20 protein-coding genes, 1 other RNA gene and 2 pseudogenes are annotated in these 22,524 nt (G+C 73.8%); 14 read left to right on the plus strand and 9 right to left on the minus strand.

The window, feature by feature from the left end; all coding sequences use genetic code 11:
* Positions 1-12 precede the first annotated feature (12 nt).
* Positions 13-867 (minus strand): NmrA/HSCARG family protein, encoded by an 855-nt coding sequence (locus tag AB0G01_RS33985; RefSeq protein ID WP_360954581.1) that lies wholly within the window; start codon positions 865-867, stop codon positions 13-15.
* A 58-nt stretch (positions 868-925) separates the two neighbouring features.
* Here AB0G01_RS33985 and AB0G01_RS33990 point away from each other — a divergent pair, with 58 nt between their 5' ends.
* The 3 genes and pseudogenes from AB0G01_RS33990 to AB0G01_RS34000 form a co-directional block, all read left to right on the plus strand.
* Positions 926-1,396 carry a MarR family transcriptional regulator gene (locus AB0G01_RS33990; RefSeq protein WP_360954584.1) on the plus strand — a complete coding sequence of 157 codons (471 nt, stop codon included), beginning with the start codon at positions 926-928 and terminating at the stop codon, positions 1,394-1,396.
* 391 nt (positions 1,397-1,787) lie between these two features.
* Positions 1,788-1,874: pseudogene (locus tag AB0G01_RS33995) on the plus strand (hypothetical protein); the annotation flags it as partial.
* 55 nt (positions 1,875-1,929) lie between these two features.
* Positions 1,930-2,163: pseudogene (locus AB0G01_RS34000) on the plus strand (sugar kinase); the annotation flags it as partial.
* A 175-nt stretch (positions 2,164-2,338) separates the two neighbouring features.
* Here AB0G01_RS34000 and AB0G01_RS34005 read toward each other — a convergent pair.
* The 3 genes from AB0G01_RS34005 to AB0G01_RS34015 are packed head-to-tail and all read right to left on the minus strand — an operon-like array spanning position 2,339 to position 9,014.
* Positions 2,339-6,373 carry a TIGR02680 family protein gene (locus tag AB0G01_RS34005; RefSeq protein ID WP_360954587.1) on the minus strand — a complete coding sequence of 1,345 codons (4,035 nt, stop codon included), beginning with the start codon at positions 6,371-6,373 and terminating at the stop codon, positions 2,339-2,341.
* Complete coding sequence (locus AB0G01_RS34010) at positions 6,370-7,536, minus strand: TIGR02678 family protein (protein ID WP_360954590.1); 1,167 nt, start codon at positions 7,534-7,536, stop codon at positions 6,370-6,372. The genes AB0G01_RS34005 and AB0G01_RS34010 overlap by 4 nt, the downstream gene beginning before the upstream one ends.
* Positions 7,536-9,014 carry a DUF2397 domain-containing protein gene (locus AB0G01_RS34015; protein WP_360954593.1) on the minus strand — a complete coding sequence of 493 codons (1,479 nt, stop codon included), beginning with the start codon at positions 9,012-9,014 and terminating at the stop codon, positions 7,536-7,538. The genes AB0G01_RS34010 and AB0G01_RS34015 overlap by 1 nt, the downstream gene beginning before the upstream one ends.
* A 50-nt stretch (positions 9,015-9,064) precedes the next feature.
* On the opposite strand from AB0G01_RS34015, the gene AB0G01_RS34020 reads away from it, so the two are divergent.
* Positions 9,065-10,027, plus strand: a complete 963-nt coding sequence (locus tag AB0G01_RS34020; RefSeq protein WP_360954596.1) for a cobalamin biosynthesis protein — start codon at positions 9,065-9,067, stop codon at positions 10,025-10,027.
* Here the strand turns inward: AB0G01_RS34020 and AB0G01_RS34025 are convergent.
* Complete coding sequence (locus AB0G01_RS34025) at positions 9,966-10,763, minus strand: SURF1 family cytochrome oxidase biogenesis protein (RefSeq protein WP_360954599.1); 798 nt, start codon at positions 10,761-10,763, stop codon at positions 9,966-9,968. The two genes, AB0G01_RS34020 and AB0G01_RS34025, sit on opposite strands and share 62 nt — an antisense overlap.
* Positions 10,764-10,779: 16 nt before the next feature.
* Complete coding sequence (locus AB0G01_RS34030) at positions 10,780-11,343, minus strand: DUF1349 domain-containing protein (protein ID WP_360954602.1); 564 nt, start codon at positions 11,341-11,343, stop codon at positions 10,780-10,782.
* A gap of 156 nt (positions 11,344-11,499) precedes the next feature.
* Here AB0G01_RS34030 and AB0G01_RS34035 point away from each other — a divergent pair, with 156 nt between their 5' ends.
* From AB0G01_RS34035 to AB0G01_RS34060, 6 genes are all read left to right on the plus strand, one after another.
* Positions 11,500-11,961 (plus strand): hypothetical protein, encoded by a 462-nt coding sequence (locus AB0G01_RS34035; protein WP_360954605.1) that lies wholly within the window; start codon positions 11,500-11,502, stop codon positions 11,959-11,961.
* 289 nt (positions 11,962-12,250) lie between these two features.
* Complete coding sequence (locus AB0G01_RS34040; RefSeq protein WP_360954608.1) at positions 12,251-13,234, plus strand: polyprenyl synthetase family protein; 984 nt, start codon at positions 12,251-12,253, stop codon at positions 13,232-13,234.
* An 88-nt stretch (positions 13,235-13,322) separates the two neighbouring features.
* Positions 13,323-14,363, plus strand: a complete 1,041-nt coding sequence (cobC, locus tag AB0G01_RS34045; protein ID WP_360954611.1) for an Rv2231c family pyridoxal phosphate-dependent protein CobC — start codon at positions 13,323-13,325, stop codon at positions 14,361-14,363.
* A gap of 23 nt (positions 14,364-14,386) precedes the next feature.
* Positions 14,387-15,505 (plus strand): Nif3-like dinuclear metal center hexameric protein, encoded by a 1,119-nt coding sequence (locus AB0G01_RS34050; protein WP_360954688.1) that lies wholly within the window; start codon positions 14,387-14,389, stop codon positions 15,503-15,505.
* 1 nt (position 15,506) lies between these two features.
* The gene (locus AB0G01_RS34055; RefSeq protein ID WP_360954614.1) at positions 15,507-16,244 is read left to right on the plus strand and encodes a C4-type zinc ribbon domain-containing protein; all 738 of its coding nucleotides are present in this window, start codon (positions 15,507-15,509) and stop codon (positions 16,242-16,244) included.
* Positions 16,241-17,347 (plus strand): bifunctional RNase H/acid phosphatase, encoded by a 1,107-nt coding sequence (locus AB0G01_RS34060; protein WP_360954617.1) that lies wholly within the window; start codon positions 16,241-16,243, stop codon positions 17,345-17,347. Before AB0G01_RS34055 ends, AB0G01_RS34060 begins: the two co-directional genes overlap by 4 nt.
* 74 nt (positions 17,348-17,421) lie before the next feature.
* Here the strand turns inward: AB0G01_RS34060 and ssuE are convergent, their stop codons facing one another.
* Positions 17,422-18,096: an NADPH-dependent FMN reductase gene (gene ssuE / locus AB0G01_RS34065; RefSeq protein WP_360954620.1), complete on the minus strand. Its 675-nt coding sequence runs from the start codon at positions 18,094-18,096 to the stop codon at positions 17,422-17,424.
* Between the two features lie 104 nt (positions 18,097-18,200).
* Here ssuE and rnpB point away from each other — a divergent pair.
* Positions 18,201-18,598, plus strand: an RNA gene (gene rnpB / locus AB0G01_RS34070) — RNase P RNA component class A.
* Positions 18,599-18,865: 267 nt separating this feature from the next.
* Positions 18,866-20,464 carry a DUF6345 domain-containing protein gene (locus tag AB0G01_RS34075; RefSeq protein ID WP_360954623.1) on the plus strand — a complete coding sequence of 533 codons (1,599 nt, stop codon included), beginning with the start codon at positions 18,866-18,868 and terminating at the stop codon, positions 20,462-20,464.
* A gap of 65 nt (positions 20,465-20,529) precedes the next feature.
* Here AB0G01_RS34075 and AB0G01_RS34080 read toward each other — a convergent pair whose 3' ends face one another.
* Both AB0G01_RS34080 and AB0G01_RS34085 read right to left on the minus strand, forming a co-directional pair.
* Positions 20,530-21,018 carry a pyridoxamine 5'-phosphate oxidase family protein gene (locus AB0G01_RS34080; protein WP_360954626.1) on the minus strand — a complete coding sequence of 163 codons (489 nt, stop codon included), beginning with the start codon at positions 21,016-21,018 and terminating at the stop codon, positions 20,530-20,532.
* A gap of 22 nt (positions 21,019-21,040) precedes the next feature.
* Positions 21,041-21,382, minus strand: coding sequence for a hypothetical protein (locus AB0G01_RS34085; protein ID WP_360954629.1), 342 nt, complete (start codon positions 21,380-21,382; stop codon positions 21,041-21,043).
* A 382-nt stretch (positions 21,383-21,764) separates the two neighbouring features.
* On the opposite strand from AB0G01_RS34085, the gene AB0G01_RS34090 reads away from it, so the two are divergent.
* Together AB0G01_RS34090 and AB0G01_RS34095 are read left to right on the plus strand one after the other, a co-directional pair.
* A complete protein-coding gene (locus AB0G01_RS34090; RefSeq protein WP_360954632.1) occupies positions 21,765-22,043 on the plus strand; it encodes a hypothetical protein in 279 nt (92 codons plus the stop codon).
* A gap of 3 nt (positions 22,044-22,046) precedes the next feature.
* Entirely contained in the window at positions 22,047-22,523 is a 477-nt protein-coding gene (locus AB0G01_RS34095; RefSeq protein ID WP_360954635.1) for a hypothetical protein, read from the plus strand.
* The last annotated feature ends 1 nt before the right edge of the window (position 22,524 follow it).

The following is a 22,524-nucleotide window of genomic DNA, read 5'->3' on the forward strand; positions in this document are numbered from 1 at the left end:
TTCGGGGTGGGGTCAGAGGAGCTCCGGCCAGGGCACGATGGCGGCGGTCTCGGCGTAGGTGTGCCAGGTGATCTCCGGCAGGGCCGCGTGCAGGCGGGGCAGGTCGATGTCGGTGCCGACGTCGGTGAAGTAGCGGAACATGGCGGCCAGGTCGGTCGAGTGGCGTTCCACGACGTCCAGCGGCGTGCGGTGGTGGTCGATCCGCCGGCCGGTGGCCGTGGTGAGGATCTGCGCCATCTGGCGCGGGGTGAGGGCTTCGCCGGCCAGGTCCAGGCGGGTGCCGGCGAAGCGGGTCGGTTGTTCTAGCGCGAGCGCGGCCACGGCGGCGATGTCGCGCACGGCGACCAGGTGCAGCGCGCGATCGGTCGGCATCGGCAGGCCGAGGACGCCCCGGCGCAGGCCGCTGAGGGTCCACTCGCCGAACTTGTCGTCGACGAACGCGGCCGGACCGAGGATGGTCCACGGAACGTTTCCACTGGTCAGGTGCTCTTCGATGCGTTGCTTGCTGTCGAAGTGCGGGATACCGGTGAAACGGTCGGCGTTCGCCGCCGAGGTGAACACGATGTGGTCGACGTCGTGCGCCGCGTCCACGAGGGCGGTGCCCTGGCGGATCTCGGTTTCCGGGTCGGTGCCGAACGGGGTGGTCACCGCGAACACCGAGCGGACGCCGTGCAGGGCCTCGGCGAGGCTGGTGGGGTCGTCGAGATCGCCGCGTGCGAGTTCGGCTCCGGCGGCGTGGAGCCGCTGCGCGGCGGGGCTCTCCGGGGTGCGGGTGAGGGCGCGGACGGGGTGGCCGCGATCCAGGAGAAGGCGGGCGAGCGCGCCGCCTTGGGCTCCGGTCGCTCCGGTCACCAAGGTCAATTCCATGAACAAAGGTTGACAGCGAAAATGTTCTGGAGTCAAGCGATTTGGTAGGGTGGCGGCTGTGAACCGGTTCGAGCCGAGCGACGAGATGCTGGCGTGGCTCTACGCGCAGCAGGGTGTGGACGCCGTGCGCGTCGCCATGGGAGGTCGGGTCGAGGCGTCGGCCGGGTGTTCGCTGCTGGAGCACGAGGCGCTCTACCGGATCGACAAGGACGGGCGGCTGCCGATGTCCGAGCTGTCCGAACTGCTCGCGGTGAGCCCGAGCGGGGCGACGCGGCTGGTGGAACGGCTCGTGCGGCGCGGCTGGGTCGAGCGCTCGCAGCCGCCGGACAACCGGCGGGTGGTCTACGCGGCGCTCACCGACGAGGGCCGGCAGGTGCTCCACGACACCACCGCCCCGACCTACCGGGCCGCCGTGGCGCAGGAGTTCGCCGCGCCGCTCAACGACCGGGACATCGCGGACCTGAAGCGGATCGGGCGGAAGTTGTTGGAGGCGCACGGGAAGTGGGACGCGCAGCGGTTCGCGAACTGAGGCCGGGCCGCCCGCCGGCTCGGCTGCGGGCGGGGAGCGGGGCGGGGCCGATGACGTGGGTTCGACGCCCGGTCCGACGAAGGGGTGGGCTGTGCGGCGCACGCTGACCGTGCGGGACCTGCGGACCGGCAACCGGGCGCGGGTGCTGCGCGCGCTGTACTTCGACCAGCCGCGCAGTCGGCAGGAGTCGGCCGCCGAGGGCCTCGTGGTCGAGGCCGGCCAGGTCGAGTCTGACGGCGGGCGGCCCCGCGTGCTGCTGCGGGTGAATCCCGGGTTCGCCGGCACGGCTGCTGCGCGCCGGCACCGGGCTGCCGCTGTTCCTCGACAACGGGGTCAACACGCTGGGCGGGCCGAGTCGTGGTTCGGGGCCCGGCGGGGCGGGGCGGACGTGGTGGTCGCGCTGATCGGGTCCGGGGTCGGCGCGAGCGTGATCGTGGGCGGCGTGCCCTTCCGGGGTGTGTCCGGCGGCGCGGGGGAGTGGGGCCACACGACGGTCGGGCTGGACGGTCGGGCGTGCCGCTGTGGGCCGCCGGGTGCCTGGAGGCCTTCTCGGGGCGGCCGGGATCGCGGACCGGTCACCCGGCGCGGCGACGATCCTGGCGGCGACCGCGCGGTTCGCCGGGGCGGGCATCGGGAACCTGATCAACCTGTTCCACCCCTCGGCGGTGCTCCTCGGCGGGTGGGCCGGGCTGGTGCTCGGCGAGCGGCTGCCCGACCTGGTCCGCCGGGAGGCCGCCCGGCACGCGCTGCGCCGGCCCTTCGAGCGGGCGACGATCGCGCTGTGCGAGCTGGGTCCCGAGTCGGCCGCGCTCGGGGCGGCCACGCTGCCGGAGTCCGCGCTGCCGGAGTCCGGCGGGGCGCGCCGCCGGAGCACCGGCCGACCCGGCGCTCGCACGTCGGCGGGCACCGGAGGTCGCCGTGCGGCCCGGGAATTGGTCGGGATCAGGGGTCGATGCGGTCCAGGGCCGCGCCGTCCCACGTGGTCCGGGTGCACGCGACGCCACGGCCGTTCTTGGGCCGCAGCACGTCGTAGATGTGCATCCGGGGGATCTTGTCCGACACGCCCCAGCCGCTCGGCCAGGTGATCACCCAGTCCATGTCCAGGTCCACCAGCAGGCCGAGCATCCGCGCGATGGTCGGGTCGTCCAGCCGCTCGAAGGCCTCGTCCAGCAGCACCAGCCGCAACGGCGAGAAGTCGCCGCTGACCGCGTCGTAGAAGGACGCCGCCGCCGCGAACAGCGTCACGTACGAGATGAGCCGCGTCTCGCCGGACGACAACTGCCGCAACCGCCGCTCCCGGGGGTTGCCGTCGGGACCGGTGTCGGCGACGGTCACGGTGAACTGGTGCCACGTCCGGTAGTCCAGGGCGCGGGACAGGATCTCCGCGTAGCCGCCCGAGTGCGAGTCGCGCTCGGCCTCGATCCGCTCGGTGAACACGCGGCGCAGCACGGCGTCCTGCTCGGGGTCGCGGTCCGCGTACGACAGGCGCACCAGCGCCAGCGCGTCGCGCGTCCCCTCCTCCAGCGCCGCCGACGGCTTCCACGCCAGCTTCACGTGCACGCCCTGGCTGGACCGCGCCCGCCCGAGCACCTCGTTCATCCGCTTGCACAGGTCCTCGGCGACGGCGATCTGGCCGCGCAGCCACTCCGCGAGGTCCCGGATCAGGTAGTCGGCGAAGATGGTCTGGTACCGCTCGTCCAGGAACCCCCGCTGCTCGGCCAACTTCTCCGTCACCCGGCGGGCGGCGACGGCGACCGGCCGCGCGCCGTCCTCGCCGGTCACGGTCACCGTGAGCAGGCCCTCGTGCTGCTCGGCGGTGATGTCGTGGCTGCCGGCCAGCGAGGTCTGCAACGCCTGGAGCCTGGTGATCACGGTCGTCTCGCCCGCGCCGCGCCGGTCGGCCGCGGCGAGCGCCGCCCGCACCGACTCGACGTCCTGCGGCACGTCCGGCAGCGCCGCGACCAGCACCCCGGGCGCGTGCGCGGTGGCCTTGAACCGCTCCGCCGCGCGCGCTCGCGCGTCCTGCGCCGACGTCAGTTGCTCCCGGGCGGCGTCGAGCTGGGCGGACAGCTTCGCGGCCTGCTCACGGGCCGTGGCGACGCGTTCCCGCACGCCCGTGAGCTCGCCCCGCAGCTCGCGGCGGGACCGCTCGGCGGCCGAGAGCTGGTCGGCGATCTGCCGCGCCTCGCCGCCGATCGCGTCGGTCAGCTCGGCCAGCGCGCCCGCCTGCGCCGCGTAGTCCACGCACCGGGTCCCGGCGTCGGACTCGGCGGCCACCCGGTCGTCCACCGCCGCGTGGTAGCGGTGGACGGCGTCGGTGAGGTCGACGGCGGTCGACCGGCACTGCCGGCGCAGCACGTCGCCGAGCCGGTCGGCGGTGCGCCGGGCCTCGGCGGCGGCGCTCTGCGCCTGGCGCAGCCCGTCGGTGGTGGCGGGCAGGTCCGCGTCCCCGGCCTGCCGGACCACCTCGCCCCGCGCCGCCTCGTCCCGGGACTGGGCGGTGTCGAGTTCGGCGCGCAGTTCTTCGGCGCGTTTCGCGGACCGGTCGGCGGATTCCTGCGCGGCTTGCAGCCGGCCGTGCCTGGCGACCAGGTCGCGGTCGGCGGGGAACCGGTCGAGGTGGGCCTCCCACCGGTCGACCAGGTCGTGCGCGGCGGCGAGCTCGGTCTCGGCCCCGCCGAGTTCGGCGCGCAGGGCGGCGAGCTCGTCCTCCAGCTCGACGATGCGCCGTTGGCGGGCCGCTTCCCGCGCGCCCGCCCCGATGAACTCGGCCGCGTCCTTGTGCCACGAGCCGGTCAGCACGCCCGCGCGCCACCCGCCGTCGGGGCGCACCGCGAACGCGCCCTCGCCCAGCGACACCGACGCCAGCACCGCCGCGACGACGTCGGCGGACACCGGGGACGCCGGGTCGACCGCCGGCGTCAGCACGGCGGCCAGGGACGGCTCGGCCACGGGTGTCGAGGGCACCGCCAGCACGTCGACCGCGCCGGGGACCGCACCCGAATCGGCGTCGGAGACCGTGCCGGACGCGCTGACCCACGCGTCGAGCAGGCCGCACGCCTCCAGCGCCGCTTCCAGCCCGGCCCGTCGGGCGTCGTCCACGTCGGGCCGGAAGTCGACCAGGCGGTAGAACGGCGACCCGGCCGCCGGGTCCCGGTCGGCGGCGGCGTACCGACCCCGCTCGGGCACCCGGGCGGTGCCGGAGCGCAGCGCCGCGAGTTCCGCGTCCAGCGCGTCGATCGTCCCGTGCAGGTCCCCGCGCCGCGCGGACACGCCGTGCGAGGACTCCCGCGCCGCCGCGACCAGCGGACCGACCCACTCGCGGGCGGCGGACGTCAGCGACCGCGCCCCCGCCGGGTCGACCGACGCGGGCAGCTCCAGCGCGTCCTCCGGCCGCGCGGGCCCGGCCTCCTGCCACGCGCGCACCTCGTCCAGCCAGGTCAGCGCGACCTCGGCGAGCTCCCGCGCCTCCTGGTCGCGCAGCGCGGACGACTCGGCCGCCGCCTGCCGCGCGTCCCGCGCGGTCTGCCGCAGCGCGTCGACCTGGCGCTGCGCGGTGTCCAGCTCGTCGGCCTGCCGGTGCAGCGCCAGCGCCAGCGCGCCCCGCTGCCGCGCCAGGGACGCGATCTCGGCGGTGCGCTCGGCGGCGGGTGCCAGGTCGAGGTCGGGCAGCGCGGGCGGCACCCGGCGTTCGATGGGCAGCGGCTCGGCTTCCGGGTCCGGCTTGGCGCGCACGGACTCGGTGCGCACCGCGGCGTCCACCACCGCGACCCGCGGCACGTCCGGCGCGAGCACGTCGTCCAACCCGGCCACCCGCAGGTGGTGGCGCAGCGGCTCGACCAGCTCCTCGGCCGCGCCCAGGTCGTCGGCGAGCCGGCGCAGCAGCCGCAGCACGCCGTCCACCGCGCCGTCCTCCTGCGCGCGCTGCCTGTTCGCCACGTCCAGCGCGGCGACGGCCGACGACCGCTTCTCCTGCACCAGCTTCTCGCGGGTCCGGAGGTCCTGGAGGTCGCGGAACGCGGGCAGCTCCCGCAACGCGCCGATGGTCTCCTCGGTCTGCTGCTCGCCGGCTTCGAGCGAGGTCAGCGAGTGCTCCGCCGCCGCGCGTCCGGCCACCGCCGCGTCCAGCGACGAGGACAGCTTCGCCGTCGAGCGCTCCAGCTTCCGCACCGCCTCCTCGGCCGCGTCGAGCCGGTCCGCCGACGACCGCAGCCCGCCGAACGCGTAGTCGGAGTAGGTCTTGAGGAACGTGCCGAGGGCCGCGTCCGCCGACGACAGCCGGACGATGTTCTCCCGGATCGACTCCAGGTCGTCGAACGACGTCGCGAGCTGCTCGACCATCGCCTGGTCCAGCGGCGGCAGCGCGTCGGACAGGATCTGCTCCAACTGCCCTTCCAGGACCTTCAACCCGACGTCCGGGTTGCGCAGGGTGCGCTGGAGGTGCAGCAGGTCGCCGTAGCGCGCGGCCGGCACGCCGTACACGGTCTCCGCGATCCGCGCCCGGAAGGCGGCTTCCTCCAGCACGCAGTCCGCGCCGATCAGGTCGCGCAACTGGGCCGGGCCGAGCGGGGTGCGCTCCGGGCCGACGAGCTGGAGGTCGTGCCCGACCCGCGCGGGGGTGACGAACCGCCACGAGTCGGTGATCGCCTGGGAGGTCTTGGACGCCTTCACCCCCAGCCCGCAGGTCAGGTGCTCGTCACCGCGCACCAGCTCCACCCACGCGTACCCGATCCGGTTGGGGCCGCCGTCGTAGTCGTCCAGCATCAGCCGGCGCAGGCTGACCGTGTCGAACCCCTTGGACCCGACCTGGCGCAGGTCGCCGTCCAGGCACAGGGGGAGCAGCAGCTCCAGGGTCCGCGACTTGCCGGACCCGTTGGTGCCCTGGAAGATCGCGCGGCCACCGGAGAAGTCGAACGCCTGCTCGGTGTACTGCCAGATGTTGACGATGCCGCCGCGGTGCAGCCGCCACCTGTTCACACGTTCTCCTCGTCGAAAAGCGACCAGCTCGGCACCTCGGGGGCCGCGACCGGTCGCTCCACTCCACGTTCCGGGTCGCCGTCCGGCTCCGGTGTCCAGCGGTGCGCGGCGGCGGCCAGCGACCAGCTCCCGTCGGAACACGCCGCCAAACCCATGCGCCGCAACAGCTCCAGCACCTCGTCCGCCAGGCGTTCCACCTCGTCGGTGAACTGCTTCGACCACGCCGCCGGGTAATCCTCCACCAAGCGGGCACACAACTCGACCAGCCGTGGTCGCGGCACCGGGTGCCGGCCCGCCACGGGGTCCTCCGAGAGCAGCTCCGGCAGCGCCAGCAGCGCGATGCGGGCCACGGTGGAGGTGCCCGGGAAGTACAGGTCGGTCAGGTAGTCCTCGGGGTCGGCGGCCAGCACGCCCTCCGCGCGGGCCTCGGTGCGCAGCCCGAAGGACGTCTCCAGCACCACCGACTCCTTGCGCTGGTTGCGCCGCAGCCACTCGGACTGCTCGGCGGTCAGGTCGGCGTGCAGCACCACGGGGTTCTCGACCAGCTTGCGCCGCACCGCGTGCTCCACGCCGCGCGGGCCGGGCCGGTTCGCCAGCTCCACCAACCGCTCCGGTGACGACGCCTCGGCCACCGGGCCGGTCAGCAACTGGCCGAGCAGGTCGGTGTCCACGGTGATCAGCGCCTCGGTCCGGCTGTCCACCGTGCCCTCGGTCTCGTGCAGCACGCCCAGCGACACCAGGTGCCGCAGCGCCGCCGTCAGGGCGCGCCGGTCGACCACGTCGTCCACGACCTCGATGCCCGCCTCGACCGCGGCGGCGCGGACGTCGGAGACCAGGCGGGACAGCAGGGTCTGCCGCCCGATCCCGGTCAGCACGGCCATGGTGAGGGCCACGTACGCGTAGCCGCGCGGCGACATGCCCGGCACGCCGCGCGAGTCGTCCGCGCCGGGGCCCGCCTTGTACAGCCGGGCGAACCGGCGCTCGACCACCAGCCGGTAGCCGAGCCGGCGGGCGAACAGGTCCTGCAACGCGACCCGGTGCCGGTAGACGAGGGTCAGCAGCTCGCCGTCGGGCCCGTCGGCGCGCAGCAGCGGCCGGCGCAGCAGGGTGCGGGCGCAGCGCACCACGTTCGCCGCGTCGATGTCGGAGAGGCCGTCGACCATCAGTCGAGCACCAGCGTCGAGTCGTGCAGCGTCAACGTGCCCGCCCGCGAGTGGACCCGGGTGGACCGCCCGGCCTCGTGCGCCACGGTCACCCGCAGCCCGCGCACCGGATCGGTCGCGGAACCCGGGTCGGCGGCGGTGTCGCGCTGCGCCATGGCCAGCGTCAGCAGCTCGCACAGCACGCCCAGCGCCTCGCCGCTGAGCCTCGTGGTGGCCAGGTGCGGCGCGGCGGCGGCGAGTTCGGCCACCGACGCGGCCCGCCGCTCGTCGGCGTCGCGCGCCTCGGCCAGCAGCGACTGCTCGGTCATCGGGTCGTCGAGAATCCGCGACGCCCGACCGCGCGCGCTCCGGTCGCCCCGGCTGCGGACGCTCACCGGCACCTCGTGCACCGGGCCGTCGCGCCACGACGTGCGCTCGTTGTCGGAGTCGTGCTCCGGCGCGGGCGACAGGTGGCGCGCCGAGTACAGGCCGAACGCCGCCGCGTACAGCTCGTGCGCCTGCGACCGGGTGCCGCCGTCGAACCACGCCGCCAGTGCCAGCAGCTCGGCGCGCCGGCCGGGGAGCAGGCCGCCGCCGGAGGTCGCGCGCTTCACACTGGCCAGCAGCGACCCGATCGCGCGGGCCGTCGCGTCCCGCAGCGCGGTCACCTGGCTGGGCCGGCCGGGCCGGTCCACGAACCAGTCGGTCAGCTCCTGCCAGTCCTCCGCCGACCGCCCGCGCGCCCGCTCCACCCGCTCGCCCAGGTCCGCGCGGCCCAGCAGCCGCAGCAGCTCGGCGCGGGCCGCGTTGAGCCGGGCCAGGGCGTCGGCGATCGCGGGCGTGTGCCGCAACACGTCCTCCACGACCATCTGGATGTACTCGACCAGCAGGTTGCGGAACCCGGAGATCTCCTCGGCGGCGAGGTGGTGCCGGGTCACGACCTGGCCCAGGTAGGCGTAGAAGTCGCGGACCGTCGCGGCCAGCTCGGCGTGCTGGAGGAACAGCGTCGTCACCTGCTCGGCGAGCACCTCGCGCGGCCGTTCCGCCTCGCTGAGCAGCGCTTCGGACAGCGACCGGCCGAGCCGGCCCAGGCCGCGCTCCACGGCGGGCAGCAGCTCGCGGGACACCTCGCGCGCCCCCTCCGGGACGCGCAGCAGCTCGTCCACGTCCCGCTGCACCCGCACCGCCAGCTTCGAGACCTGGTAGCGGACGCTGCCGTGCTGGAACTCGGCGATGCTCGACGCGACCACCTCGCGCCGGCCCCGCACCAGGTTGCCCCACTCGACGAGCTGCCTGAGCCGGTTGATCACGTTCTCGATGCGCGACTCGCCCGCCTCCACCCGGCCCGCGCGCTCCGCGCCGGCCAGCGCGCCCGCCACCTCGCCCGCCGACAGGTCGGCCAGCAGGGTCGAGGTGAACAGCCGCATGACCGCCAGGTAGGTGCGCTGGTGGTCGCGCGCGTCCAGGTACGCGTAGAGCTTCAGGCGGGCCGGTTCCACGGGAGGCACCCTAGTGCGGGCTACCGACAGTCGCGGGATACCGTGCCTGTGTGAGCGTGGGACGCGCGGTCGGGTTGTTGCTGGGCGTGGCCGCGGACGCGGTGCTCGGCGATCCCAGGAAGTACCACCCGGTGGCGGGGTTCGGGCGGGTGGCCGCCCAGGTGGAGCGCAAGGTCTACCGGGACCACCCGGCGGCGGGGGTCGTGCACACCGCGACGCTGGTCGGCGGCGCGGTGCTGGCCGGGATCGCGGTACAGCACGCGGGGCGCGGGCACCCGGTGTTCGAGGCGATGACGACGGCCGTCGCGACCTGGGTCGTGCTCGGCGGGTCGTCGCTGGCCGACGAGGGCACGTCCATGGGCCGCGAGCTCGACGGCGGCGACCTGGAGGCGGCCCGCCGCCGGCTGCCGCACCTGTGCGGGCGCGAACCGGCCCGCCTGGACACCCTGGGCCTGGCCAAGGCGACCGTGGAATCGGTGGCCGAGAACACGTCGGACGCGGTCGTCGCGCCGCTGTTCTGGGGCGCGGTCGCGGGCGTGCCCGGTCTGCTGGGCTACCGCGCGGCGAACACCCTGGACGCGATGGTCGGCCACCGCAACGCCCGCTACCGCCGGTTCGGCTGGGCCGCGGCCCGGCTCGACGACCTCGCGAACCTGGTGCCCGCACGCCTCGCGGCGCTGCTCACGGCGGCCGGCGCGCCGGTCGTCGGCGGCTCGTCCGGCGAGGCGTGGAAGACGTGGCGGCGGGACGCGGCGGCCCACCCCAGCCCCAACGCCGGCCAGGTCGAGGCGGCGTTCGCCGGTGCGCTGGAGATCCGGCTGGGCGGGCGGACGGTGTACGCGCACGGCGCGGAGGACCGGCCGGTGCTGGGCCACGGCCGCCAGCCCGACGCGGGGCACGTGACGCGCGCGGTGGAGCTGTCCCGGGTGGTCGGCGCGTCGGCCGCGGTGGTCACCTCGGCGCTGGCGCTGCTTCGTCCTCGGCGAGCACCTCGGCGACCGACTTCCGCCTGACCTTCGGCGCGTCGGCCAGCGCGCCGCCGGGGCGGGCCTCGCGGACCGTGAAGTACAGCCAGCCGCCCAGGGCCATCGCGCCGAACGCGATCCACTGGAGCGCGTAGGAGAAGAACGGGCCGGCGTCGAGCTTCGGCAGCGGCAGTTCCTCCTCGACGCCCGGCTGGCCCTCGGTGAGCTGGAAGTAGCCGGGCCGAATGTCCAGCCCGGCGGCGCGGCCCACCACGGCCGAGTTGATCGCGTACACCTCGCGGTGGCCGTCGCGCTCGATCGCGTCCCGGTTGTCGTTCTCGCCGGCGCGCACCCACGCGACGAGCGTGACCGCGCCCTCCGGGACGGGCTTGAGCTCCGGCACCTTCAGCCCGTTCACCGGCCGCACGTACCCCCGGTCGACCAGCACGGTCTCGCCGCTGTCCAGCACGAACGGGGTCAGCACCTCGGAGGCGGCCTCGCCCTGCACGGTGCGCAGGCGGGCGATGGCCTGGCCCTCGGGCAGGTAGCGGCCGGTCAGGGTGACCCGCCGCCACTCACTCTCCGCGTTGGGGCGGTCCAGGACGGTCGCGACGGGCACCGGATCGGTGCGCACCGACGTGGTGACCGCGTGGTTCTGGGCGTCGCGCTCGGCGTCCCGGCTGAACTGCCACGGGGCGAGCAGCGCGAAGCACGCGCCCGCGAACACCCAGACCGCCAGCGTCAACGCCAGCCACCCCGGCCGCAACAGGAAGCTCAACCGCACCCGTCCACGGTAAGCCCTAGGCCGTTGTGACCCGCACCCGGTCGAAGCGCGCGGTGAACCCGGGACCGGTCGGGGCCGCCGCCAGCACCCCCGCGAGCACGCCGACCCCGGGCGGGAAGTAGGCCAGGCGCAGCATCGTGGTCGGCTCGGCGTCGCCCAGGCCGTAGCGGACGGTGACCGCGTCGCCCTCCCTGCTCGCGGAGATCGTGACCCGGGTCGGGTGCGCCACCGGCACCACCGACCAGTCCGAGAAGTCGCGGGTGACGACCGCGCCGACCTGGTACTCGTCGTCGACGAGCTCGACGCCGGCCTTGATCCAGTTGCGCTCGTCCACGTGCAGCGCGATGCCGGCCTGGTCGTACTGGGCGGCGTAGTCGGCGGTGAACGCGGCGACGATGGTGAAGTCGCCGACCAGCGGCACGCCGAGGACGTGGCCGGTGTCGCGGACGAACCCGTAGTGGGTGGTGCGCCAGAAGTCGGTGTCCGGGTCGGTGGTGAAGCGCAGTCCGCCGTCGGTGGTCCAGCAGGCCGGTTCGTTGAGCCACTGCCAGTCGTCGCGGTCGAACGCCTCGATCCCCATCGGCTCATCATGGCAGTGGGCGGCAGGGCCGGCGACGTGCCCGCGCTGGTCACGGTCACGAGGTCACCCGGGTCGGACCCGGTCGGGTGGTCGCGGAATATGATCGCCGCCACGGGGACCGGCGGGCCGGCCGGTGGTGGGGGATCGATGTCAGGCGTGGTCGCGGTGCTGCTGCTGCTCGTCGCGGGGTTCGCGGCGTTCGCGGGCCTGTCGTGGTGGCGGGGAGCGCAGCCGGAGACACCCGCGTTCGCCCAGCCCCGACCGACCGTGCCGAACGCGGACCTGCTGCCCGACCCGAACGCCGGATTCTTCACCGATCGCGGATTCCTGTTCCGGAAACGCCATTTCTTCGTGGCCACCGGATGCCCGCCGGTGCGTATCACCGACTATCCGTCACTCGACGTGCGCAGGCGGGAACAGCCCGTGCGTGTCGCGCGTGTCGGGCTGCGTTCGTGGTGGTGGTTCGAAGAGGGTTTCCACCGTGAATCCGCCGGCTACCGGGACGACGCCGTGCGACAATTGGTGCGGGACCAGGAGCGCCGTGAGCAGGCCAGACGGGATCGCGCGCGGGTGATGTCCGAAGTGGACGCGACCTTGCGCAAACGTGCCGAAGGGTAACGTTCCGACGTTTCCCCACGACGTTGTTCGTGTAGTGGCACCTCGGGAAGAGGAAACATGAGCGACCCCCTACTACGCGACTTCGCGGCAGGTGACGCGCGCCCTCCGATGCGGTGGCACTGGATTCTGTGCATCGCGGTGGTGTTGCTCGCGGTGGCCGCGTCGGTGCTCTGAGTCGTTTCGCGGAACGATTCCGCGGTCGTGCTCCGGGCTGCTCCGCGCACGGGTCCGGAAGCGCGGGTCCGGCGTCTCAGCGGCCTCTCAGCAGGCGCGCGCGAGGATCGGCGGTGTGCCCACCACGACCATGCCGACCATCCCGGCGCTGGCCAGCGCGCTGACGGGGGTCGAGGACGAGATCCGGAAGCTGGCCACCTCCTCGACGGTCCCGATCGTCAACTCGTTCTCGGGCCGGATCACCGCCGCCGGCGGCAAGCGGCTGCGCTCGGTGGTGATGCTCGCCGGGTCGCTGGCTTTGTCCGGGGAGATCCCGGACAAGGCCGTCACGGCGGCGGCGTGCGTCGAGCTGCTGCACGCCGGGTCGCTGGTGCACGACGACCTGATGGACAACGCGGTCGAGCGGCGCGGGGTGCCGACGGTCAACGCCGAGTGGGGTCCCGGCCCGGCGGTGCTGGTCGGGGACTTCATGCTGGCGCGGGCCAGCCAGGCGGCGCTGGAGTCGATCTCGCCCTACGCGGCCGGGAAGCTGGCCGCCGCGGTGACCGACCTGGTCGAGGGGCAGGTCCTGGAGGTGCTGGACCTGTACGACGTGCACCGGTCGCCGGACAGCGCGCTGCGGTCCGTCGCGCTCAAGACCGGGGCGCTGTTCCGGGTGGGGTGCGTGCTGGCGGCGCACTGCGCGGCGGCGTCGGACGAGGTGGCGACCCGGCTCTCGGAGTACGGGGCGCACTTCGGGCTGCTGTTCCAGATCCTCGACGACCTGCTGGACCTCACGTCGTCGGTGGAGCGGCTGGGCAAGCCGGTGGGCAACGACATCCGGCAGGGGGTCTACACGTTCCCGCTGCTGCGGTCGTTGACCGAGGAGCAGCGGGAGCTGCTCGCCGCGCGCGGCGGGACGTGGGAAGACGGTGAGCTGGCCGGGCTGCTGGCCGGGTTGCGGGCCGGGGGCATGGTGGCCGAGACCGTCGCCTACTGCCGCAGCCTGGCCGAGCAGACCGCGCGGGCGCTGCCGGAGGTGCCCGAGTCCGAGGCGCTGGGAATCCTGCGGCAGTTGCCGGTGGCCTACCTGGAGTGGGCCGTGTCGCAGATCTCGTGACAGCGCCGGTTCCCGGCGGTGTCGCGTGCGGCACCGGGCGTGGTCGGGGCGGTCGGTGGGGGTCCGCCCATCGCCTAGACTTCAGGCGATGACCAGCCAGGATTCCGGACGGGCGCTCTTGCGGCACCACGGGGACGTCGACGCGGCACCCGGTCTCGCCGATTTCGCCGTGAACGTCCGGATGACCGCGCCGCCCGCCTGGTTGCGGCAGCGGTTGGCGGGCGTGCTCGACGCGGTGGGGCGCTACCCGTCCGCCGCCGAGGACCTGCGGGCCCGGTCCGCCGTCGCCGCCCGCCACGGGCGCGACGCGGACGAGGTCCTCGTCCTGTCCGGCGCGGCCGAGGGGTTCTCGCTGCTGCCCGCGCTCCGGCCCCGCTCGGCGGTGGTGGTGCACCCCTCCTTCACCGAACCCGAAGTCGCCCTGCGCGACGCCGGCGTGCCGGTGCACCGGGTCCTGCTGTCCGCCGAGGACGGTTACCGGCTCCGGCCGGGGGCCGTGCCGGACTCCGCCGACCTGGTGGTCCTGGGGAACCCGACCAACCCGACCTCCGTGTCGCACCCCGCCGAGGTGGTGGCCTCGCTGAGCCGGCCCGGCCGGGTCCTGGTGGTCGACGAGGCGTTCGCGGACGCCGTGCCCGGCGAGGTCGAGTCGCTGGCCTCGGCGCGGGTGCCGGGAACGCTGGTGCTGCGGAGCCTGACCAAGACGTGGGGGCTCGCCGGGCTGCGCGCCGGGTACGCGCTGGGGGCACCGGAACTCCTGGCGCGCTTGGCGCTGCCCCGGCCGCAGTGGCCGGTCGGCAGCCTGGTGCTGGAAGCCGTCACCGCCTGCTGCGAGCCCGCCGCCGTGGCCGAGGCCGCGGCGCTGGCCCTCGACTGCCGCGAGCACACGGCGTCCGCGGTGCGCGCGCTGGGCGACCTCGTGGTGGTGCCGCCGTCCGCGCCGTTCGCGCTGCTGCGGGTCCCCGGCGGCGAACGGGTACGACTGTCGTTGCGGGACAAGGGGATCGCGGTGCGGCGCGGGGACACGTTCCCCGGGCTGACCGCCGATCACCTCCGGGTGGCCGTCCGGCCGCCCGAGGAGTTCGCGTTGTTGGTGGACGCGCTGCGCGTGGTGCTGGAGGAGCGGTGACGTCGGTCGGGGACGTGCTGGCCGTGGTGGAGGCCGCCTATCCGCCCGCCACGGCCGAGTCGTGGGACGCCGTGGGGCTGGTGTGCGGCGATCGCGGCGAGACCGCGTCGCGGGTGCTGTTCTGCGTCGACCCCGATCCGTCCGTTGTGGACGAAGCGGAGTCGGTGGGTGCCCAGCTCGTGGTGGCGCACCACCCGCTGTTGCTGCGCGGCGTGCACGGGGTGCCGGCCGACGACCCCAAGGGCGCGCTGGTGCACCGGCTGATCCGCGCCGGTATCGCGCTCTACACGGCGCACACGAACGCCGACGTGGCCTCGCCCGGCGTGTCCGACGCACTGGCCGACGCCCTGGGGTTGACCGTGACCGGTCCGCTGAGCGCCGCCCCGGCCCCGGCGGTGGACCTGCTGACCACCTACGTCCCGGTCGACTCGGCGGCGCGCGTGCTGTCCGCGCTGCACGCCGCCGGAGCCGGCGCGATCGGCGACTACCGCGACGCCGCGTGGACCGTGGACGGCGTCGGGCAGTTCCGCCCGGTGGCCGGTGCCGACCCGGCCGTGGGGTCGGTGGGCTCGGTGTCGCGCGTCGCCGAGACCCGGGTGGAGGTCGTGCTGGACCGGGGGCTGCGGTCCCCGGTGCTGGCCGCCCTGCGCGCCGCCCACCCCTACGAAGAAGTGGCGTTCTCCCTGGTGGAGATCGCCGAGGTGCCGTCCCGCACGGGCACCGGCATCGGCCGGGTGGGCGAGTTGCCCGCCGCCGAGCCGCTGCGGGTGTTCGCGCGCCGCGTCGCGGACGCCCTGCCCGCCACGGCGTGGGGCGTGCGCGCCGCCGGCGACCCGGAACGGCCGGTGCGGCGGGTCGCGGTGTGCGGCGGTGCCGGTGACAGCTACCTCGGCGCGGCGACCCGGGCCGGGGTGGACGCCTACGTGACCGCCGACCTGCGGCACCACCCGGCGGGCGAGCACCTCGCCCGGGGCGGGCCCGCGCTGGTGGACGTGGCCCACTGGGCCAGCGAGTGGCCGTGGTGTGGGCAGGCGGCGGGCATCGTGCGGAACGCTTTCGACGGTACGGTCGACGTTCTCGTCTCGACTCGCCGGACCGACCCGTGGACCGTTGGCGTGACGACCCGAACTGGAGGCCGCTGAAGTGAAAGCCGATCCCGCCGTGCAGCGCAGGCTGCTCGACCTGGCGCAGGTGGACGCCGAACTGTCGCGCGTCACCCACCGCCGCCGCACGCTGCCGGAGATCGCGGAGATCGCGGAGGCCGAGAAGTCCGCGCGGGCCAAGCAGGACGCGCTGACCACCATCGAGACGACGCTGGGCGACCTCAACCGGGACGTCAAGCGCCAGGAGACCGAGATCGACCAGGTCCGCGCCCGCGAGGACCGGGACCGCAAGCTCATGCAGGCCGGCACGGTCGGCGCGAAGCAGCTCACCGACCTGGAGCACGAGATGGCGACCCTCCGGCGTCGCCAGGCCGCGCTGGAGGACGACCTGCTCGAACTGATGGAGCGCCGCGAGGCCGTCGAAGCCGACGTGCAGCACGCGCGGGTCGAGCTGGACAAGGCGCAGGAGGCGCTGTCCGACGCCGCGCGCCGCCGCGACAGCGCGCTGGCCGACCTGGAGTCCACCGAGACCAAGCGCACCGCGGAACGCAAGCTCGCCACCACCCAGTTCCCGGAGCCGCTGCTCGCCCTCTACGACCGGGTGCGGGTGCACAAGGGCATCGGGGCCGCGCTGCTCCAGTCCCGCCGGTGCGGCGCGTGCCGGATCGAGCTGGACCGCAGCGCGTTCTCCAAGGTGAAGGAATCCGCCGCGGACGAGGTCGTGCAGTGCGAGGAGTGCGGCGCGATCATGGTGCGCACGGGGGAATCCGGGCTGTGAAGGTCGTCGTCGAGGCGGACGGCGGGTCGAGGGGCAACCCCGGGCCCGCCGGCTACGGCGCGGTGGTGCGCGACGCGGCGACCGGCGAGCTGCTCGCCGAGCGCGCCGAGGGCATCGGGGTCGCCACCAACAACGTCGCCGAGTACCGCGGGCTGATCGCCGGCCTGCGGGCGGCGGTCGAGCTGGGTGCCTCGGCGGTGGTCGCGCGGATGGACTCCAAGCTCGTCGTGGAGCAGATGTCCGGGCGCTGGCAGGTGAAGCACCCCTCGATGCAGCCCCTCGCGCGGGAGGCCCGCGAGGTGGCGTCGGGGATCGCGAGCGTGTCCTACGAGTGGATCCCGCGCGAGCGCAACAAGGTGGCCGACCGGCTCGCCAACGAGGCGATGGACGCCCAGGCCGGGCGTGCCCCGGCCGCGAAGCCCGCCGCCCCGGGCACCGCGTCGGGCACCGCGTCGGGGGCGACGCCGGTGTCGTGGACCGGTGCCGTGGGCGAGCCGACCCGGCTGCACCTGGTGCGGCACGGGCAGACCGAGCTGTCGGCGGCCCGGAGGTACTCCGGCCGGGGCGACCCGCCGCTGACCGACGTGGGCCGCCGGCAGGCCGAGGCCGCCGCCGCGCGGCTGGCGAAGCTCGACGGCGTCGCGGCCGTGGTGTCGTCGCCGCTGGGGCGTGCCGCGGCGACGGCCGCCGCGGTGGGGGGCGCGCTCGGGGTCGAGGTGGAGGCGCTCGACGGGCTGATCGAGACCGACTTCGGCGGCTGGGAGGGCCTGACGTTCGCCGAGGCTGCCGAGCACGACCCGGACCTGCACCGGCGGTGGCTGGGCGACCCCTCGGTGGCCCCGCCGGGCGGCGAGAGCTTCGACGTGGTGCACCGCCGGGTGCGCCGGACGCGGGACGCGCTGATCACCCGGTTCGGCGGTCGCGACGTCGTGGTGGTCAGCCACGTGACGCCGATCAAGTCGCTGCTGCGGATGGGGTTGGACGCCGGCCCGTCGTTGTTGTACCGGCTGCACCTGGACCTCGCGTCGCTGTCCGTGGTCGAGTTCTACCCCGACGGCCACGCGTCCGTCCGGCTCGTGAACGACACCTCGCACCTGGACTGACGCGGTACCGGCGGACGCCGCCGGTGCCTCCCCGCCGGCCGGCGATCCGTCACCGGCGGCGCGGGAGCCCCGGCTCACACGGCGGGCCGCAACTGGGTGCGCTTGCGGCGGAACCGGGCTTCTTCCACGGCCAGCGTGAAGCGGTCCACCGCGCCGCGCAGCGCCTCGGCCGACGCGGGCGCGATCACCTCGCCCACGATGTCCGGGTCGAGCACGAATTCACCGCGCAACACCTGGTCCGCCCCCTTGCCGGTGAGCAGCGGATTCAACGCGTAGTCCATCGCGACGAGGAATCCCTGACTGCCGCCGGTCGCCAGCGGCAGCACCGCCCGACCGCGCAACGCCTTCTTCGGCAGCAGGTCGAGCAACGCCTTCACCAGGCCGCTGTACGCCGCCCGGTACACCGGGCTGGCCACCACGACGCCGTCCGCGCGCAGCACGGCGCTCACCGCGTCGGCGATCTCCTGGTCGTGCAAGTCCTCGGTGAGCAGCGACAACGTGGGCAACTGGCGCACGTGCACGGTCCGCACGTCGTACCCCGCGTCGCGCAGGAGGTGTTCGACGTGCGCCACGACAATCCCGGTGCGCGACGTGGGAGAAGGACTGCCGGAAATAACCAGAATGGAGGACATGGTTCGCTGACACCTTCCCGAAAAAGCTCGGACTACGAGATAAAAGCTGTCAGCGACAACAGATGGCGGCGGCGGTGCGACCGTAGTCCACGTGCCGACGGCGGGTAAGTCCCCCATTTCCTGCCATGTTTCGAGTAGAGCAGTTCGTTCCACATCACGACAAGGTTGCGGGCTCCTGGTTCCACAGCCTGGGACGTGTCCGGCTATGCTGGCGGCGCGGATGAGTCGGCAGGGCGGTCGCGTCGGCAGATTTTGTGTCTGCCGCCGAGGAAAGTCCGGACTCCACAGGGCAGGGTGGTTGTCAACGGCAACCAGGGGCGACCCTCGGGACAGTGCCACAGAGAACAGACCGCCCCGGCGCGAGTCGGGGTAAGGGTGAAACGGTGGTGTAAGAGACCACCAGCGCCCCCGGTGACGGGGGCGGCTAGGTAAACCCCACCCGGAGCAAGGCCAAGAGGGCGCTTCGGCGTCTGCGCAGGCGATCGAGGGCGGCCCGCCCGATGCCTGCGGGTAGGCCGCACGAGCCTGTCGGCGACGGCAGGCCGAGATGGATGGCCGCCCACCGGGACCGCCGCGAGGCACCCGGGGACAGAATCCGGCTTACATGCCGGCTCATCCGCACCCCCCGGTTCGGCACCCCGCACCGGGGGTGCCGCGCCGACCACCCCGCACGAGGCCGAACGCCCGGCCCGCCGGCCCGGCCGCCGTACCCGGCACTCACCCGAGAACCGTCTCCGGGCGTACTGGTCCGCCTATAGATCCCTTGCGCCGCAACGATGTTACAAAAATGACGCCGTTCGAGTGGTCGTCGGTATCAGGCCGTGCGCGGCCTCGTCCTCCAGCCGAACCGCGGGCCCTGCTCCGCGGTCAGAGGAGGAGGAAACCCATGTCAGCCACCAAGCGGGCCGCCACCTGGCTCGCCTTGACCGGACTGGTCGGCGCGGCGGCCGTCACCAGCACGGTCACCGCGTCGGCCGCGACCGTCGAGCTGCCGGTCTACGCGGTCCGCAGTGCCGGGCTCAGCCTGGACCAGGCCACCGCGTTACAGCGGGCGTTCGGCCTGAAGAGCGTGCAGCGCGACAGCGACGGCTCGGTGTCGTTCACCGACGAGGCCACCTACCTGAAGGTCCCCGGCCTGGACAAGGGCGCGGGCCAGCCGGGCGAGGACGGCGTGCCCACCACCCAGACCCAGCTCGACGTCGAAGCGCTCAAGCAGTTGCGCGCCGTCCCGGCGGACGCCGCCGTGAAGAAGGTCCAGGAAACCCTGCGCGGGGTCGGGCTGCTGCCCGGCAACGCCGTGGCCTCCGCGTCGAACACCACGTTCGAGGTCGTCGGCACCGGGGGCGACGTCGTGGCGTCGGCACCGCTGGACACCGCGGTGTCCTTCGCGTTCTCCCTCGACGGCATCCCGCTGGAGGGCGGCGGCGCGAAGGTCCGGGTCGCCCTCGACGGCAAGGGCGCGGTCACCGGCCTCGTCTACAACACGCGCGACCTGGTCAAGACCGGCACGATCAAGGTGCTCGACCTGGCCGAGTCCCGTGCGCGGTGCGCCAAGGTCTTCGCCGCGGACACCCGGATCACCGACGTGTCCTACGCCTACGACGCGCCCGCCCTGTCGGAGAAGACGACGCGGCTGGAGCCGAGCATCCGCTGCTCCGGCACCGACCCGAACAGCGCGATCGTGCAGCCCGTGACGCTGCCCGCCGCGGTGGACGGCACGCTGCCCGAGCCCGGCCCGAGCCAGCCGCCGCGCACCGAGAACGCCGGTGTGGTCTCCCCGCAGTGGATTCCCCGGATCGACGTGGGCAGCGAGGGCACCGGCCGGTGCGCCGGTCTGCCGTGGACCGCGACCGACGTCAACGGCTTCAACAACCAGTTCACCAGCCGGGGCATCCCGGTGCAGTTCAGCTGGCTCGACTCGAACGCGTGGGAGCGGGACTTCAAGGACCCGGCCTTCGCCGGCGGCCAGGACCAGGTCTACACCGACGACGTGGACCTGACCTACTGGCACGGTCGCGGCTCGCCCACCGGCATCTCCTTCGCCGGGTGCAGCAGCAACACCGACACCTTCCTGTCCAACCGGGACGCCCGCTGGGGCAACCGGGACGTGGAGTGGATGAGCCTCTACACCGCGTCGCTCCTCCAGACCACCTCCGGCGGCCAGAACTGGGCGCAGCGGTGGGGCCGGGCGTTCCACGGCCTGCACCAGATCAACAGCTTCGACACCGTGTCGTACCACAGCTCCGCGCACGGGGCCCGGTACGGCAACTACCTGCTGCGCAACCGGCCGGCTCCGATGAAGGTCCGCGACGCGTGGGCGCAGGCGTCCATCGACACCCAGCCGTCGTGGGTGCGCTGGGCGACCATGGGCCCGATCGGCTACTCGTGGATCGCGAACCACAACGACTACTTCTGGAACAAGGGACCGGTCGGCCCGGACACCCTGCCGACGCTCGGCTTCTGGCGGATCTCCGGCACGAGCTGACCCCCGCTCGACGGCGGGGCCCTTCCCCTGGCACTGGGGGTGGAAGGGCCCCGTTCGCCGTGCGGTCAGAACCGCCACCGGGTCTGGCTGTAGGGGTCCTTGCCGAACCCGAACGCGGTGACCGGCTCGACCCGGAACACCAGCGCCACGCCGTGCGGGTTCGCGAAACCGCCCTCGGTCACGTCGAAGTGCCAGTCCGGCCCGTACTTCGCCTCCCACACCGCGGCCAGGTCCGCCAGCGCGGCCGGGTCCACGACCCGTCGGGCCGTGCCCTCGACCACGACGTCCAAGCCGCCGTGCAGCGCGTTGTCGCCGGTGGTCAGCACCACGTTCGGGTTCTCCGCGATGTTGCGGGCCTTGCGCTCGTCCTGGCCGGTGCACAGGTGCACCGCCTCGTCGTGCCACACCGCGATCAGCGGCGTCACGTGCGGTCGGCCGTCGGGCCGGACCGTGGACAACCAGTACACCTCGGCCTCGGCCAGTCGCCCCCGCGCCAGGGACCACGGGGTGGCGGGCGCGGCGGGGTCGCCGTAGCGGGGGTCGGTGTCGGTCACGGGCACGAGTGCTCCTCGGGTTCTAGCGTCGGGCAGGTCTTCCCGGCGGCATCCGGTGCACGGGGCGGAACGCCTCGCCGCCGTTGAAGCGCTGCTCCAACTCCGCCACGTACGCCTCGACCGCCGGGTTCACGATGTCCGCGAGGCTCCGCACGCCCGCCGCGGGTTCGTACGCGGCCAGGAAGGTGGCCGCGGCGCGGGCCCGCTCCAGCACCTCCTGGTCGAAGTTGACCGTCCGCTGCACCCGCCGCCCCGGACGGCCGTCCGTGCCGGTAACCTGATCATTGCCCGAGACGGTGACCGAGACGGTGATCTCGTTCACTGCGGAGACCGGTTCGGGCGCGGCTTCGGGTGGCTGAGCCATCTGCGAGCCTCCTCGGCGTCGTCACTCCGGGGTGCGGTTCGTTCGGGCTAACGTTCCGGCCGGACGGGTCAATCGCACAGTGGGTTGGACAATGGGGAGCGAGGCCGTGCACACGGTGCGTGACCTGGAAATTCGCAGTCGGGTGAACTGTCTCAGCAATCGGGAGAATCCAGTGTCGCCGGTTCTCCACCGGCTCCCCTCGACCCATGATGTCTGTGGTCAGATTAGACGTAATCGAGGCTCAGGGGAACGGCCAGTGATCTACTCACCGCGAACCGACAGATACACCTCGTGACGAAGACGTGTTCTACTCGTTGGCGCACCAACCGGACGGGCACCCTCGGCCCGCCCGGCGAAGTCCTGCGTACTCAGGAGTACTGAGATGACCGCCCACACCCTGGTAACACTCGCGCAGCAGACAGAACCCGCCCTGGGCACAGGAGGTGTGCGCCAGTGGATCCTCGACAACCTGGTACCCCTGCTGCTGCTGACCGTCGCGGTCCTGCTGCTGTGGCTGGGCGGCGGCAAGGGCGACAACGCCGGTGTCATGCGCCGACTCGGGGGCGTGATCATCGCGCTCGGCATCATCGGACTGGCGGTGACCACGAACGCCGGGGCGAACATCGGCCAGTGGATCGCCGGCCTGTTCACCGGCGGGTGACCCTTGCGGGTACGCACTGACGACGAGGTCTACCGGGTCGACGCCGTCTGGCTCGGCCCGCCCAAGGCGACCTTCCCGTGGCGTGCGCGCTACGTGGCCTGGGGCGTCGGAATCGTGGTCTTCCTGCTGGTCACGGCGATGCAGCGGCAGGTCGGCTTCGGGTTCGACTTCATCAACACCGGGTGGGGCTTCGTGTTCACGGTCGCCCTGACCCGGTACATCTGCACCCGCATCAGCCACGAGCGCCCGCTGTCGTCGGTCATGACGATGTGGGTGCGCGAGCTGAACTCACCGCGCGAGACGACCTCGGGCAACGGCGGTGCGGCCAGCGCCGCCCGCATCCGGGTCAACCAGAACCGGCCTCGGAAACGTGTTTCCGAGAAGGGGGCGAAGCGCGCCGCGCGCGCCGCCCGGTCCCAGCACCGCGGGCAGCCAGACCGTCGCAAGAAGGAGGTTCGCGGTGTTCGGACGCCGGCGTGAC

It is taken from the genome of Actinosynnema sp. NPDC023587 (genome assembly GCF_040640215.1).
GTDB lineage: Bacteria > Actinomycetota > Actinomycetes > Mycobacteriales > Pseudonocardiaceae > Actinosynnema.

Excerpts from the sequence above, each read along its gene's own strand:
- AB0G01_RS34085 (WP_360954629.1), bottom strand. The coding sequence starts at position 21,382 with ATGGCTCAGCCACCCGAAGCCGCGCCCGAACCGGTCTCCGCAGTGAAC.
- cobC (WP_360954611.1), top strand. The coding sequence starts at position 13,323 with ATGACCAGCCAGGATTCCGGACGGGCGCTCTTGCGGCACCACGGGGAC.
- ssuE (WP_360954620.1), bottom strand. The coding sequence starts at position 18,096 with ATGGGGGACTTACCCGCCGTCGGCACGTGGACTACGGTCGCACCGCCG.
- AB0G01_RS34090 (WP_360954632.1), top strand. The coding sequence starts at position 21,765 with ATGACCGCCCACACCCTGGTAACACTCGCGCAGCAGACAGAACCCGCC.
- AB0G01_RS34030 (WP_360954602.1), bottom strand. The coding sequence starts at position 11,343 with ATGGGGATCGAGGCGTTCGACCGCGACGACTGGCAGTGGCTCAACGAA.
- AB0G01_RS34010 (WP_360954590.1), bottom strand. The coding sequence starts at position 7,536 with ATGGTCGACGGCCTCTCCGACATCGACGCGGCGAACGTGGTGCGCTGC.
- AB0G01_RS33985 (WP_360954581.1), bottom strand. The coding sequence starts at position 867 with ATGGAATTGACCTTGGTGACCGGAGCGACCGGAGCCCAAGGCGGCGCG.
- AB0G01_RS34075 (WP_360954623.1), top strand. The coding sequence starts at position 18,866 with ATGTCAGCCACCAAGCGGGCCGCCACCTGGCTCGCCTTGACCGGACTG.